Genomic DNA, 15,121 nt, shown 5'->3' on the forward strand with positions numbered 1-15,121 from the left:
CTGCGATCTTCCGCACTGACAGACAACGGAGCTAAAGGACGACCTGCACCCATCGGACTTCCTCCCACTCTATCCGATGCTCGTACCCTCAATAAATATGACAATTATTTTAGGGACAGGACACTAGTGCTAGTAGGAAGTATTCACCGCGGTAGAGGTGGAACTTCATGTCTTCAGCTCCACGCTACCGCTGGAAGACGCTATACGACACCACCTCTGGCATTACAACTGCACTTGCGTCATCAATTCCATTTTTAATAGCGACAAGGAGCTTATACCCGCACCAAGCCTCTTCGTTATCAGTCAAGGGTGGATCCGCTAGGCCATCCAAAGCCATCTCGACAAATGGTCAGTCAAAGAAGAAGCGAGTCCTCAGTCCTGAAGCCCGACAGCGCATCGCTGATGCTCGGCGGAAGAGATGGGCGACCACGAAGAAGTTCAAATCTTTGTAGACGATCCTCCTTAGACAGTACGTAGAAGATCGACCTCAGCACGTATTTCGATCTCCGCGTGCGGAGATCGAATTGAGGTATCCCACCACGCGCCGGAACCTCGCCACGTCGGGCTGATCCCACGGCCGTTATTGGAATGAAAATCGGCCTCGGGACGGGCCACTCCTTTCTGAAGGAGCGCAATAACTCGCTACCTTATCGGTCCGTTGCGTGATGAACCTTCAACGTCATCAAAAGTGTGTGGATGATGTTGGGACTCGTGTGGCGTATGGTTTGCACTGTTCTGCGATAGTTTCCTCTCCCCCTCCTCGTTTACTTGGCGAACAGCTTGAGCTTCAGCCAGACGCTGCGATTCCTCAAAGCCCTGACGGCAAGTGGGACAGTAGGCCATGTGCACCTGCAGGAGTGCCCATTCTTCGTCCGAAAGTTGATCGAGAGGGACGGTGCAGAACGCGATGAACTGTTCGTGCATGCTTGAATTCATAACTGCCCTCCAATGGGATGATGACATATGCCAATCGTAATTGCCGCTTCGCATGCCAGGCATATGATTCACCCGATTAGGCGAAGGCCTTGTGTCTAGTTTTGTCTCTGGTGGACGAACTTGTACTGAAAATCTCCAGCAAGGTGGAATGAATCTGCGCTGAGCCGCGCGCAATGGGAAAACAGCAGATGTCGCCATTAAACCTTAGACATGACTCATTACCGGGGCAATGGAATTGAGGCAGACGAATAGGAAGAGCAAACCACAAACCGAAGCCAACCTATGCAACGAATAATGCAAGGTACTCGGATAGGAGCTCATATCTCGGGAGATGCATGTTTCCTGCCTCTCGCAGGCAGTACCCGGATGAAATCCTGGCAGCAGAGCCTTTTTTGCACTGTTGCAGGTGCAGGACGAAGCCGCGCGGAGGACCTATCAAGCCCGGTGAGTCATCTAAGAAGCGGTTACTAATGACTGCTGCAGGAGAGCGGTTTAGCCTCTACCCTGAACGGCAGGAGGCTGATACTCTAACGGCATCTCCCCGAAACCTAAGCTGAGGTTGTCTTGTGGATATCCATCTCCCATACAACTACGAGTTGCGGATTGTCCATGTCCCTGAAGGCCCCAACGATATTAGCACCATACGTTGCACTGTATGGCGGCTAGATGAGCCACTGGATGCTCCATTTGGAGAAGCGACCCTCAATTTCGAAACGGTTCTTCACAAGCTGGAAAACACACTCGAGCTCTCGGATTCCTCCCTCATAGAGATCATGGACGACTATATGAAATCTGGATGCTCACGATTCAGGCTCAGAACAACTCCGGCTAAACTACGTGATGCAGAGCTCTTCAATGAGAAGGAATCTCGCATGCGTACTGATGCCCTCGGTTCACTCGTCACTTTGGACTATCCGGCTGCTCCTCCTGGCTTAGCGAAATGGAAGGAGATGCTCTGGGAGGCAAATGTACATAATGCGCTGCAGCTGCGGGATTATGCAGAGAAATCTGCCGAGCGCTGCGCGGCATTCTGGAACGAGTATCTCTCTACTGCAGAATCGATTCTCTTCCAACGCGGCATTGAGTTCTGAAATCAGCTCGATACAAGCTAGCAACTGCCTGATGGGTCGATTTTTAGCGGAACCGGTGTCTCCCATCAGCATGATATTGCTGGCCTCTAGGCGTCGCGGGATACGGAAATTATGGGCGACTAGCAACCGCCCGAGCGCTCCTGTCAGCTCCACGTGAAAGCAGATACCGCCATCACCCGAATCACGCAGCCAGACGATCGGTTCGGGTCCTTTGATGCGGCGTCCATGGCCTTGCTCCTGTTCCCGTCAGCCCGGCGTTCTCGTTCAAACTGAAGATCGCCCAAGCGCCATCGGGTCGTAGATCGTCGCCTGAAAGTACGTCTGCAACTCCTCGCTCGGCCCATTCGCATTATTGTCATATGGGCGGAGTACGTTGATCGGATCAATCCTCCCACATGAGAGAGCCTAATCTTTCCGGCCAAGCGTGATCAAATCACAAGCAGGTCTAGGTAGCTTGTGTCTGATAGGCTAGAAGGACTATGCCAACTTCGGTTGTTGTGACAGTCCAAGCCGCCATACCTTCAATGGGATTTGCCTATTGGGCGATTTGCCGCCACAAAGGATGCGTTCATTTGAAACGCGTCAAGAGCCTAGGCGAACTCCCGGACATTCTTCCCGAACTGACCGAAGAACAATGGAATGATTTTCAACATCAGTTGAAACGAGACATGTGGGCTCAACTTGGTCTCGAAGTCGAAGGCGATTTCGCTCATCGATTTGATATGGCTCTACCCCAAAGCTGAGGTGCAAAAGCCACAACCCCGGCGTAATACCTCGATCGTTGCCGTGCAGTGCTCGGTTTTGCGTCGTCACGCGCGGCGAAAGCTGTAATGCTTGGGAAAAGCTGGCGGTCTGGTAGGGTATACGTTAAGAACCACCCGTCCAGAGGGTGGTTCATCTCATGCACTTGTTAACTCTTTCGAATCTTCCAATTAGATGGCGGCTCCGAACCGTCAGAGAGGGTCGATCTGCAAAGCCGCTAGTATCGCGATGAACCGCCTCCCCTAGGCCGTTCATTGCGACACCGGCGGTATTCATCAACACCTTCGCGACTGGCGCAATATCAACGTTGTCTAAGGCTAAAAGCGCCCTGCAACACCCATAAACCTAGAAAATATTTGGCCAATGTACTCCATCTTCCGGCATATTGCTGGCTAATAGCGTCTCTACGCTACGCTTTTAGGGATAACATCGGAACGACGTTTCCCTCTATTGCGACGATAGGAAACCTCGCCGCATCGACGACAGCCCCAGGGGTAAAACCCAAGCTTGAACAGCAGCTTTGATTTAAACGAGTTACCTCGCGCTAACCGATATACTCCTACCCGACATGTGCAGCGATTTAGAAACATTGACATGCAAACCTTCGTTCCGTGTTCGTCAGCCTACAAATTTCTTATCGGCCGGGATCTCGCCTCCCTGAGTAGAAAGCGATAAACGCCGCAAATGAAAGGGGTCGGTTGTGAGATGTGCAGAAGTATTCCGACGGGCTGCGTAACGGAGATGGCAGGAATCACATTGATAGGCAAACAAATGGAGAATTTTAGCCATAACACAACTGTCGGCAAAGCCGGCTCCAGTATCAGCGAAGACATTTTCAAGGACTTGTCATTAATTTGAAGAGGCCGCTTGCCGAGACGCATGGAAATTGTATTGTGGTTGTATGTTTTTGAAAGCGTGTAGTTGTTACGCCCGGCAATGTCGGCTGAGGCGCGATTCGTCGTGGAAGGCCCAGGTTCTATTCCGACTAGGCTTTTTCCCGTGGAAGTGCACTCTCTGCAATAAAGTCTCCTACTTGCGAGATCGGGGCCCAAAACGGCGCTACCAGAAATAGATCTAAAGCATAAGGTAACGCGGAGAAGGCTGTTGAATTGTAGGGCTCGCTCTTCACTGGAAGTTGCTTCCGAGAATCGCCTTCAGGACGCACCTTAAACCGTTGCCCCTGCTGCTTTGAAGCTAAGTACCGCCCCTGCCCAAGGGATTTCGTGAAGGTCTCCCCATCCCTCACAGATAGAAGCTCACAGAATCAGGAGATTCTTTACACCTTGGAGCTTGGAGGGGGTCTTGTCCTGGAAGGCGAGGGATGTGCGAGAGTAGCGGATAGAGTTTGTGATCCGAACCCGGCGTGGCGAGTCGATCAGTGTACTTTGCCGGAGTACGGGTTGGACAGACAGCAGCGGCCCTGATTGAGATAGAAGTCAAATCTAGGTCGTACCTCTAGAGGCTGCTGGACCGGAACAATTATGAATAGAGAAACGCGCTTAGGATAGGCTACGACTCGAAGCGGTGGTGGCAGTTCATGTCGTCGAGGTCGCGTTGAAGTCAACGCGCAAGGTCTGCAGTAAGTACTGGCAAACAAAAGAGAAAGGCAAAAGAGAGACGTCCTTAGGCCCAACCCGCTACTAAACATTCCTCTGGATCAATCGTCCTGATACGAGGTCCCAATCTCTATTTAAGGCAAACATAGAAGAAAGCTCTGCTATATTTCGAGCAGCCGAACTGAATTCTATTCACCTTATGTGCCCCAAAATCAGTAAGGCACCTGCGTTCATGAGCCTTTAATATTGAGCGTTGCCGGCCATCATTCGACAACATATCTGAACATTGAGCCTGTTTGGCTTGGGTCCATACCGTTTTTGAGGAACATAAAACTATGCTGAGTGCATTTCTCAAATGGCGAACCTATATCGGTTGCGTTCCAGCCCTATTTGTTATTCTGCTCGGTTGTTCTGCTGGTTTCTCGCCATCGGTCGCCGCACCGTCCGGATTCAGCTATACGCAGACCTCCATTTCCGCCACTGTAGGGAAGGCAATCCCGGACAATAGCCCCATTGTGACCGGAACAGTCATATCCTATTCGGTTTCTCCAGCGCTTCCAGCCGGAATCAGTTTGAATGCAACGACAGGTGTGATTTCAGGAACACCGACTGTGTCCTCGACATCCGTCACCTATACGATTTCCGCAATCAACAGTATAGGATCGGCAACAACATCCCTCACGATTGTGGTCGTTCCTGCAACGTCAGCCCCCTCAGATCTTCGCTATCCTCTCGCGAGTATCTCGGCCACAGTTGGAGTGCCCATCGCTCCGCAGACACCAACAGTGACTGGAACAGTCACATCCTATTCGGTTTCTCCAGCTTTGCCAGCCGGAATCAGCCTCAATACGACGACCGGCGTCATCTCAGGAACACCGACCACGGCATCCGCATCCACCGCCTATACGATTTCTGCAACCAACAGCGCAGGATCCACAACAACTTCCCTAACGATTGTGGTCACGCCCCCTGCCCCCTCAGGTCTCCGTTATCCTCTTGCGACTATCTCCGCCACAGTTGGAGTGCCCATCGCTCCACAGACACCAACAGTGACTGGAACAGTCACATCGTATTCGGTTTCTCCAGCTTTGCCAGCCGGAGTCAGTCTCGAGGTCTCCACTGGGACTATCTCTGGTACTCCAACGAAAGCAGCAGCATCGGCGGTCTATACAATCACGGCGACTAATTTCGGCGGAACAACGTCAGTTGCGCTGACGATCGTGGTTTCCCCTCTTTCTCCTCCTTCCGCATTCAGCTATCCACAAGTATCAATCTCCGCCACGTCCGGAACGGCAATCACTCCGGACGTACCCAGTATCAGCGGTACCGTTCAGGCCTACACGGTTGCTCCAGCTCTACCGCAAGGAATCAGACTGGATACCGCAACGGGCGTTATTTCTGGAACGCCCACGGCTGTCACTCCGTCAGCGCCTTACGTCATAACGGCGTCGAACAGCAGTGGTTCGACTACGGCAACAGTTGTGATAGTTGTGGGCGTCCCAGTAGCTCCAACGGCGCTCAAGTATGCCCAGACCGCCCTGCGAGCGCTTAAGGGCTATGCGATTACGCCAGATATTCCGACATTTACTGGTACACCAGTTGTCTTTACGATCGCGCCGGCGCTGCCAGCAGGTCTTAGTCTAGACGCAGCTACCGGCTCAATCTCCGGTACGCCATCAACAGTCAGCGCCGCTCCCGTTTTCTTTACTGTCACCGCAACCAACATCGCGGGTTCGATATCGACCAAAGTCCAGATCTATATTTCGGAAGAGATCTCCGGGCCACAAAGGCCGGTTTATCCGTCTACAACATATGTCAGCAGCACCACCAGCCAACCGGATTCAATGGTAACGATCAATCTAAGCGTTGGCGATCCAGCTCCGACACTTCTTCCTTCCGGAGCCGCTCTATTCCCCACCTATACAATCTCTCCTTCTTTACCAGCTGGACTTTCCTTTGACGCCTCGACTGGAGCCATCTACGGCACACCAACAGCGATATCGTTCCCAACGACCTATACTGTTACCGTCACCGACGTTGCTGGCTCTGCAAGCGGCATGGTCAGCCTCGCCGTTTACAAAGCCCTGGAACGGTATATAGATGCTGAGGGATCTGGCGCCGTTGTCAACCGAATGACAGACAGTCGGATTCTGACACTGGATGCGAATGAGCACTGGTTGCTCCTTGATGCAACAACCGGAGCAAAAATCGCAGCGGGAAATCGCCTTCCCCCTACCACAAACACACCCCAAGATCTGAATACCCTGGATTGGCCGCTGGAGATGAAGAATGACACAATCATGATCGGGGTCCCAAATGGTGTCGAGATTCGCTCGGCGACAGACGGAAGTTTGGTTAGTATCATTCGTTGGTTGTATATCGATTCACCTCTCCCGACCACGCAAACTAGCTCATTAGCCGAGGACACTAGCTTATTAGCTGAGGACGGTAGTTATATTGTCGGCTCAGGTCAGACGACAGGGGTTGAGTTATTCAGGCGCGACGGCACCTGGATCACGTTTGTACCAGGAGCGTCGGCTCCACGGCCTGCTAACACTGCGTGTCTCGTTTATGACTCCGACCTGGTGTCCTCGCTGGATCCAAGCACAGGTGAACTTACCGTTGGAGCCCCATTAAATGGCTCCTTTGCAGGTTACTTTGTTGATGGCAGCCACTTTTTCACGTTGAATTCGATAGGAAGTGGGCTCTGGGTCAATGATCTGGCGGGAAACCACCAACTTCTCTCGATACACAGCGGCCGCAGCGTAGATGGAACAGGAGAGTTGATCTGGACCCTTGACTACTCGGGAATCCTTTACATCTATTCGCTCTCAAGTAGCACACCGTTAGCTCAATATTCTTTCGACACCAACGCCCAGTTGTCGATTCTTTCGCCGACCGTTCTTTCGATCACTTCCACAGGCAAGGTCTCATTCGTGGATCTATCCAGTCCATCGTTGACACGTACGGACTATACCGCTCCCACGATAAGTGCGATATCAGCTGCAAACCCAACACAATGGGTTGCTGTTTCATCCGGGCGGCTCGCAGATGGCCCTTCTCTCTCGACGTCGTCGCCGCGTTATTTTTCGAAAGCACAGCTCGTGGCCATCGCCGCGTCCCCGAGCAAAGTAGCTGTGGCCTCTAGCGATGGCGTTATACAAGTTTTCGACTCTGCCACGAGAACCCTTCTAGGCAGTATCAATAATCCCGCATCAGAACTCGCGATGTCGTCCGATGGTACAACACTGGCTGCTAGCTTGGCCATTGACCTTGGAGGAGAGACAAAGGTCTTCTCATTGACAACGAACACCCTAGTTGGGTCGCTGCCGTACTACTTCCACCCACTTCTTTCAGCGGATGGAAGTAGCATCGGAGGAATTACCAACTACATCTATGGTCGATGGACGAAGATAGAGTTCACAGTCGCCCCTTCCAGCGGAGGACCCTCGCAGTGGACGATTACAGATCAGAGTGACAATATACACGATATGCAACGTATCTCTCCGGACCTGACGCTTGTTGCTGTCCAGGATGTTCATAGCCCCACTTCAAACGATAGGTCCGTCTCGATCTTCAAAAATGGATCATATGTCACGACAATTCCTGGCGACCTAGTTGGCTGGATTGACAACAACAACTTGCTGGTCTTTGTCCAGGCAATCGATGGCAGCGCTTACTCGATATATTCTTCGACAGGTGCTCTCAACAGTACAAGCCCCTTAAAACCATCAATTCGAATCCCTTACTTCGCATCTCTCGATAGCAACCGCATTTATTCAACTTCGTTGAACACGATTTTCCAGCTGTCCTCTGGAGACAGTATTTGGTCTTGGGGACTTCCAACGTACATACAGAAGGGCCTCAATGTTCCGGCGTGGAATAACGGTGCACTGGCGGGTTCTTCCGTCGTCTTCATGAAGGGATACCAGGTACTCCAAGATACATTCTAGGCTTAGCCGGTAAACGAGGTGCGATGATAAAACTCCATGTGATCACTAACTCCACTTTTCTATGAGATGACCGTGCGGACTATCATAGCGGTTTGGGTACCTACTTCTCTTTCGCTGGAACGAACGGCATCGAAGGTGTCGGTGATTATCGGCACTTGAATGGCAATGATCGTGGAAGCGATAGCTTGGAGACTACTCGATTTCCTACAAAGACCTCGGCTTCTAAAGGCTACCTTTTTCGGTTCGACAGAGCGCGCTGCAACGGGTTATCTGGATTATCTTATAGACCGATGAGATTATATTTACGGGGCGCGTTTCAGGGACTCTAAATAATCTGAAAGGATCAGCCGTGGAAAGCGCAGCCGCGCTCCGACGAACTGCGTAACGACAGCCTCGGAGCCGCCCACTAAGAGACTGGGCTTATTGACCACGTGGGGATTCAGGGGCAGGGGCAATCAATATTGCTGCCAACTCTTTCGAAAGCGACTTCGGCTTTCTTGATGACGGCGCCGACTGCAACGGCTTGCACATAGTTGACATTCGCCACGACACTCATCGATCAGGCGCGGATGCCGCAGGACGCTGAACGCGGCGTCGGAGCGGCGTAATCACGTGAATATGCAAAAGTATATAAAGCAATCCAGCGCCGCATGCCAACGTGCGGAGCCAACGACCCCAGACGCCCGAATAGTGACTCATGCCGAGCGTATTGCACGTACCGTGCCAGTTCTACCCAGGTCTCCGGGCGGCGGGGTTTGTTGCTGCACGGTCCTCTTCGAGCATTCAGACGACGAATGGTTCTCTTCCAGTTCCCTACTTCGCCACCCGTAGGAAGCGGTTTTGAGGCACGTAGGGATAGAAGGTCGGGGCGACCGATCTACAGCTGGCGAGATCAGAGCACTCAAGTCTGTGTGGTCTCCCCAGCCAAAGCCCCCATAGATCCGGAATTCGCCGTCGTAGCTCTTCTGCAAAGTCTTATTCGCGGTCTCGTTGATCGTTCTGATGAGGTGACGATTATCCCTCCGCGTGAAGGTCCAAGAAAAACGATTTTGCGATCGAGGCTCATCAGACGACCTCGGCAGGGTCATCGGAGAGCGGGAATCGATGTTAATGTCTGAACCTGACTCGCAGTTGTAGCGCAGGCATTCACAGCGGCATAGTGGAATGCGATCATCAAATCGGGCATCTATATTCCATGTTAAAGTAACCCAAGAAGCGATTTGGACCGGATGCCGGATGCAGCTTGAGTTTGCCGTCCACAAGATCGTAGGGCTTGCGACTTGTTCGTTGCATGCCGCCCGCATTATCTGATTGGAGCTTGCGCCCTTCGGCCTGAGCAACACGGGCTACGCTCATCCCAAGCTCCAACGTCAACATCACGACCCACCGCTTCTCATGTCCGGCTATCCTCCGCTTCCTCCTCAGCATCTTCAGCCAAGCCACAATAGAAAATGGATGGAACCACCAAACGCTTACGATATACTGACCGTCCGATGGATCAGACTATTCACATCCCAAAAGAGATTCAGTCGCATCGTTTTCCGGAATTTGATTCATTACGTGGCTTGGCCGCTGGGAGCGTAGTTTTACACCACATACTTGCCATATGGGAAGGCTCTAATGCTCAGTGGTGGATTCGTACACTGCCCACCGGCATCCTCGTAAGCGGAACTTCGGCAGTCACGTTGTTCTTTGTTCTCAGTGGTTTTGTACTCACGTTGCCTTATAAGCGGCCTAAGCATCCGGGATACGCAACATATCTGATCAAACGTATATGCCGTATTTACCTGCCCTATGTAGCTACTCTCTTTATTGCACTATCGGTACTCAGCCTCGTGCGCGAGCCAGTGTATACGGGCAATAGTTGGCTGGACGGCAACTGGAACCGTAACGTGGACTGGGGACTGGTGCTCAAGCATCTCTCAGGCGTTGGTAACTTCGATACGCACGTTTACGTTAATCCATTCTGGACTCTCGTGCTGGAGATGAGAGTGTCGCTCTTTATGCCACTGATCGCTGTTCTGGCCCTTCGTGTACGCTTCAGTGTGGGAATGACGATAGCAGTCTTCGGCAATCTGGGGTTCTGGTATCTGACAAAAATCTCTAAACACGGCATGCTACCTCAGACGTTACAGATAGGCTGCATCTTTTTGCTGGGAGCAGTTCTCGCGGCTAACTTTGAGAAAATCGCGTCGCGGTGGCGCACCCTTCCCAAGGGGGTGAGGGGGTTTGCGCTGTCCTTGTCACTATACGTCTATACATGGTTTAGCTTTCGGAACTTTTGGTTTCCCCCTGCGACTTCGCTGATCGTCGCCCTTGCCTCTTTATGCTTTTTGTTAGAGGCCTCCCAGAGCCGTCGCATCCGCCGCATTTTGCATCTCGGAGTGATACTGCGTCTTGGGGAAATCTCGTACAGTTTGTACTTGGTCCACATGATTGTGCTGCTGGCACTGGTGCATCTCTTCTGGGGAAAAATTTCCATGCTCGTACTGGTTCCGGTGATACTACTTGGATCCTATGGGACTGCCGAAATCTTTCATCATGTTGTGGAACTCCCCACCATAATGTTAGGCAGATTTTTGGAAAAAAGGCTGAGTGGAATGCGTGGCGTAGCCTCCCGCTCGTATTCGACCAAAAGCGTCCCGCCGCCGTATCAATCCGATAAAATGGATACAATTTAATACACTCCCTCAAACACACCACGGTGCATCCCGGACGCTCGTTCTCATTTTCATGCCACAGTGCAGTCTTATAAACGACTTGGTATCTCCGCAAATGCACCAAGGAGAGAGGTGAGAGCCCGAAAGCCATTCATCCTCTTTCGCTTCTTTTCTCTTCCGTGTGGTGATCTCTTCAATATAGGACAGTATGGATACAACAGCTTTTTTCCGTTTTATTACTGATACTGGCAGGAAGCAGGCGAAGAGGCCTTGATATTCGGCCCCGATGTCAGGATGCAGCTTGCTGCTGGCGCTCGGGGGGAATGGGCGCCCCGCCTGCCGAATTAAAAAAGAAACGCCTCTTGTTAATGCTCAATATCGGAGGCATTTCCTCTGAACGGGAGTGGGAGATGTCTCTGTCGCCCGTAATTCAGTTGAAACTTTAGCTTAAATAAAAACGCACCTCTCACCAACAAGCTCTGAGAGGTGCAGGACTTCCTTTTGTACGAGTCGATTTTATCGCCTGAACCGATAAGGTGGGAGCGTATCCCCTGGTGCGATGCGCAGGATGCGCCTGGGGTCCCCGATGAGTTGCACTTGGATCATCGGTCCGTACAAGGAAGATCTAGGAGAAGGGAGCACGTGCCGCTTTTAAGCGAATCCGCACCTATGCGATGAGGAGAATGCTAGTGCGGAAGTGCGGCGGTTGAGACATGCGACCGCATGGCAGACAGCAGTCCAAGAAGAAATGCCGCAATCGTCAACGGCAGTCCTAGCGCCAAAAACATGACAATCAAGCCGATCTCTACGCGTGCACGCGGAAGCTTCGGAGATGAGTACAACCGGTCGATATGTGTCACTAAAGCAATCATCGCGTTGAGGGTGAAATAAATCAGGGCAAGAATGATCATGTTCGGACCTCCCTTTCGTCTCCACTTTCTCGACTCTCCACTTTGGACTTGCCACATTTACGTAGCGTTGCCCACTAAAATTTAATGATCATTCGCTTTTCGTGCGACATTGTCAATTCGGAAGAAATCACAGCAACCAGATGGAACCAAAGATGATATCGAGTGTTGTGGTTTCATGATCAACTGTGTTCTTCTGCGCTTTAGGGCTTCGACAAAATATTTGCTTCCGTGGTTCCCAAAATGGAACCAGCGAATGGGGCGAGAGTTCTGACGGTCATGCCACAGACGGACGGCTTGGCGCCACTCCCGAAGACATAATCCGGACTAGCTACTCTCGGAGAATGACCTGCAGGGGCATGGACAATGTGGGCATTGCGATTATTGACTTCCGATATAAAGATGGAGCATCTACCACGAGAGCTTTCGGCCTCTTCCAGGTCCAACACCCTCAAACGGGACACGGACAGTTGAGAAATTGCCGTTGTGCGCGCGTGTCATGGCCCATTCCTGCTCCCAGCATTCTGCCAAGCGGTCTTCATTCGGGGCCCCGGAGCTATCCCCTTTCCCCTGTACACATGCCTTCGCGATGTTATTGACGGTTTGCGTCCTTGCTCCTCGCTTCCTCACCGGCAAAGCTTTATCGTTTCACCCCAAAGCGGCGAAGTCATTCGTTCCGGCGATATCGTCTGTTACGCGGCCGACAAAATCCATAGGGCTCTAGCGGGACGGAAAGAACCTCAGCCCGATCGGCTCCGGCCCGCGACTTGAAAGGGTTCGTTTCGCGGCTCTTAACCCTTCATATGCAGTCCTGACTGCTAAAAACAAACTTAACTTGCAAGGAGCAACCGGATGGAGGATGATTGTGGCTACCTCCTCCGTCACAATCGCGATTACATTGCGGTAGTTGTGCAAAAAGCCGTCTTGAACCAACAGGGAATATCACAAATTGAGTTGCTTGCAGAGGGGAGAGGACATCAATGAATTGCCGTCAAGGGAGTTGTATTGGAACCTTGCATCGAGAAGGCCGGCTTCCGATATTGTCGCACTTCGTACTGAAGTGGTTAGGCTTCTACCCTTGGCGTTGTGACGTGTGTCGCCAGGAAGTCTTTCTACGCAAGCGTTCAGAAGAGATAAAAGAGATGGCTTGAGTCAACTCTCCCTCCTTCGATGGAAGACATCTGCAGACGTTTGCGGTCGATATAGTGCTCCATCTGTACCTGCTTCCGTTCTGTATTGTGTAGCTGCCGCCGGATAACGGTATCCGCCCATTCCTTTCGAACTATTGACTTTCCGAATCGCAGTTAGCTCCATCGAAATACCGGATTGCTCCATAGCCATCGCGACCGCTGCGCGAAAGAAAGAAGCGCAGAAAGTTAAGGTCTTCGTGTAGCACTTCTGGCGGACGGCTTCCTTCGGCAATCGCGGTTCTCACGGTACGTTGCACACGATTAGCCGACACCTCTCCACTACTCTGTTCTACACAAAGTTCCGTGTGGAAGGGCGAGCCCCATCCGGCCAATACTGCCCCTGGGAGCAGTATTGCACCGCAGACTTTGCTTGGTTAGTCGACCTCTTGGCATCAATCAAAATCAGCACGGGTGAGCTTGTCCGGACGGAAACTATCTTAAGCACATAGATCTCTACTTCCATCTCGCTGTATGATTCGACTTCGGTCCGTAAAACTCAATTGGCCATTTCGATTTTTGCAGGCTCTCATTCATTCATCCCTGGGGCGGAAGGATGTTAGTCATTTCTAGTGCGAAAGGCGCTGATCCCAGTTCCGACGACATCAGCGAGTACCCAGGCAAGGGCTAAGAAGTACATGCTTTGAAAATCCAGACTTCGACCTTCCAGAATGAGCCAGATAAAAAAGGCAATCTTTATAACGAAAGAAATCCGTTTATTCATAACCCCTCGATGCGCCGTAGCGCCAAACTCTACCTCAATTGTCCCCAGCAAACTGACGCTCCTTTTGGAACCGTTCTGGCAGTGGAATTATTTCCCGTATCGCGTACAGATTCAAGGGCTTGGGATATTCCAGAGCCTCTCCACGAGAGTGGCTCCATTTTGCTTTTTAACGAATTCTTCGACAGAGGGAATAACGTTCCTTCGAATCAGATCGACAGGTAGCCAGAACCTACCCCCGCTCCCTCAAAAGTGCAATGGCGCATCCCGGGACCACATCTTGGGCGCGTTTCTTCATTTGCATCTCATGCGGTCCCTCTGGTGCGCTAGCCTTCCCGGATACAATTCCGATACATGATCGAAGCGGCTCGACAATCCGATAGAGTAGGCCTACAAACCGCTAGTTGGACCTTCTCCGAAGTTCTTTTTCACTAAAGTTTGGCCCGATCTAGGACAATAAAGAAAGTACATCTCAAACTTCCGTCCTCAACAAGAAACTCCTCCCAATCTCAACTGAGAGGGAGGCGTTTCTTCTAATCCCTTCAGGGTGATTCGCATCTGTCATTCCTTCAAAGAAATACGGCCCGAACGGGCAAGGCAAGCAGAAATTTACCCTGATATCGGTGCAACTCTTCTTGCCCAAACGATAGATGTCGGCCATCTCAGCCCAGGTTCAGGACACGTCACTCTTTCGCACAAATAACTTAAAGCCCGTGGCCCTGCTCCGGATGATCTCGGAGGCGGGCCATGGGCAACGGGTGTTCTAGAAGGCCCAGGTGATCCCAAACTCGGGATAGCGGTTCATCTGGGTCAGTTCGTAGGGTCCGCAACGCGGGCAGTTCGGAATCATGACGTACTGGTAGTAATTCCGGTTGTTGAGAGCGTTATCGAGTCCGCCGTACAGTTTCATACCGCGGCCTTCCTTCTGGAGATTCACTTCATAGTGAACGTCGACGCGTTGATAGTCCGTGCCACGTGCAGTGTTGACGCTGGTGATGTCATAGATCGGCCGCTGCTGGAGCTGCGACTGTTGCACCAGGTACGGGGTGTACGGCGTTCCCGTATGCGAGGAGTAGCGAGTTGTGAAGATCTGTTTCTTACCAATCCGAAGACCGGTGATCAGGTTCGTCCGCAGAGGCATGTCATAGTTGGTGCGGCGCGAGATGCCATCGAGAGCAGCCGCGAACGAACGTCCCAGGCCCACGTTGGCGCGAACGAACAACTTGCGGCTGAAGCTCGAGTTGAATTCGGCCTCTACTCCGTTGGAGATACCAGTTCCCTTGCTGACCATCGGCATATAGAGGAAGGGCTGTCCGAAGGTGTCCACGATGTTGGCCAGGCTGAGCG

7 protein-coding genes are annotated in these 15,121 nt (G+C 51.9%); 5 read left to right on the top strand and 2 right to left on the bottom strand.

Features of this window, described 5'->3' with window-relative positions; translation table 11 throughout:
- The first annotated feature begins 1,502 nt into the window (after positions 1-1,502).
- The 4 genes from OHL21_RS07540 (at position 1,503) to OHL21_RS07555 (ending at position 10,979) form a co-directional block, all read left to right on the top strand.
- A complete protein-coding gene (locus tag OHL21_RS07540) occupies positions 1,503-2,027 on the top strand; it encodes a hypothetical protein (RefSeq protein ID WP_263416641.1) in 525 nt (174 codons plus the stop codon).
- Positions 2,028-2,506: 479 nt separating this feature from the next.
- On the top strand, positions 2,507-2,770 hold the full coding sequence (locus tag OHL21_RS07545) for a hypothetical protein (protein WP_263416642.1): 264 nt from the start codon (positions 2,507-2,509) through the stop codon (positions 2,768-2,770).
- Positions 2,771-4,680: 1,910 nt separating this feature from the next.
- Positions 4,681-8,298 carry a putative Ig domain-containing protein gene (locus tag OHL21_RS07550; protein WP_263416643.1) on the top strand — a complete coding sequence of 1,206 codons (3,618 nt, stop codon included), beginning with the start codon at positions 4,681-4,683 and terminating at the stop codon, positions 8,296-8,298.
- 1,493 nt (positions 8,299-9,791) lie between these two features.
- Complete coding sequence (locus OHL21_RS07555) at positions 9,792-10,979, top strand: acyltransferase family protein (protein WP_263416644.1); 1,188 nt, start codon at positions 9,792-9,794, stop codon at positions 10,977-10,979.
- A 665-nt stretch (positions 10,980-11,644) separates the two neighbouring features.
- On the opposite strand, the gene OHL21_RS07560 is transcribed toward OHL21_RS07555, so the two are convergent.
- Positions 11,645-11,869: a hypothetical protein gene (locus OHL21_RS07560; RefSeq protein ID WP_263416645.1), complete on the bottom strand. Its 225-nt coding sequence runs from the start codon at positions 11,867-11,869 to the stop codon at positions 11,645-11,647.
- 1,827 nt (positions 11,870-13,696) lie between these two features.
- On the opposite strand from OHL21_RS07560, the gene OHL21_RS07565 reads away from it, so the two are divergent.
- Positions 13,697-13,999, top strand: a complete 303-nt coding sequence (locus tag OHL21_RS07565) for a hypothetical protein (protein ID WP_263416646.1) — start codon at positions 13,697-13,699, stop codon at positions 13,997-13,999.
- Positions 14,000-14,537: 538 nt separating this feature from the next.
- Here OHL21_RS07565 and OHL21_RS07570 read toward each other — a convergent pair.
- On the bottom strand, positions 14,538-15,121 hold a 584-nt coding region (locus tag OHL21_RS07570; protein WP_263416647.1), incomplete at its 5' end, for a hypothetical protein.

It is taken from the genome of Terriglobus albidus (assembly GCF_025685425.1).
In the GTDB taxonomy this organism is placed as follows: Bacteria; Acidobacteriota; Terriglobia; order Terriglobales; family Acidobacteriaceae; genus Terriglobus; species Terriglobus albidus.

Excerpts from the sequence above, each read along its gene's own strand:
- OHL21_RS07545 (WP_263416642.1), top strand. The coding sequence starts at position 2,507 with ATGCCAACTTCGGTTGTTGTGACAGTCCAAGCCGCCATACCTTCAATG.
- OHL21_RS07550 (WP_263416643.1), top strand. The coding sequence starts at position 4,681 with ATGCTGAGTGCATTTCTCAAATGGCGAACCTATATCGGTTGCGTTCCA.
- OHL21_RS07555 (WP_263416644.1), top strand. The coding sequence starts at position 9,792 with ATGGATCAGACTATTCACATCCCAAAAGAGATTCAGTCGCATCGTTTT.
- OHL21_RS07560 (WP_263416645.1), bottom strand. The coding sequence starts at position 11,869 with ATGATCATTCTTGCCCTGATTTATTTCACCCTCAACGCGATGATTGCT.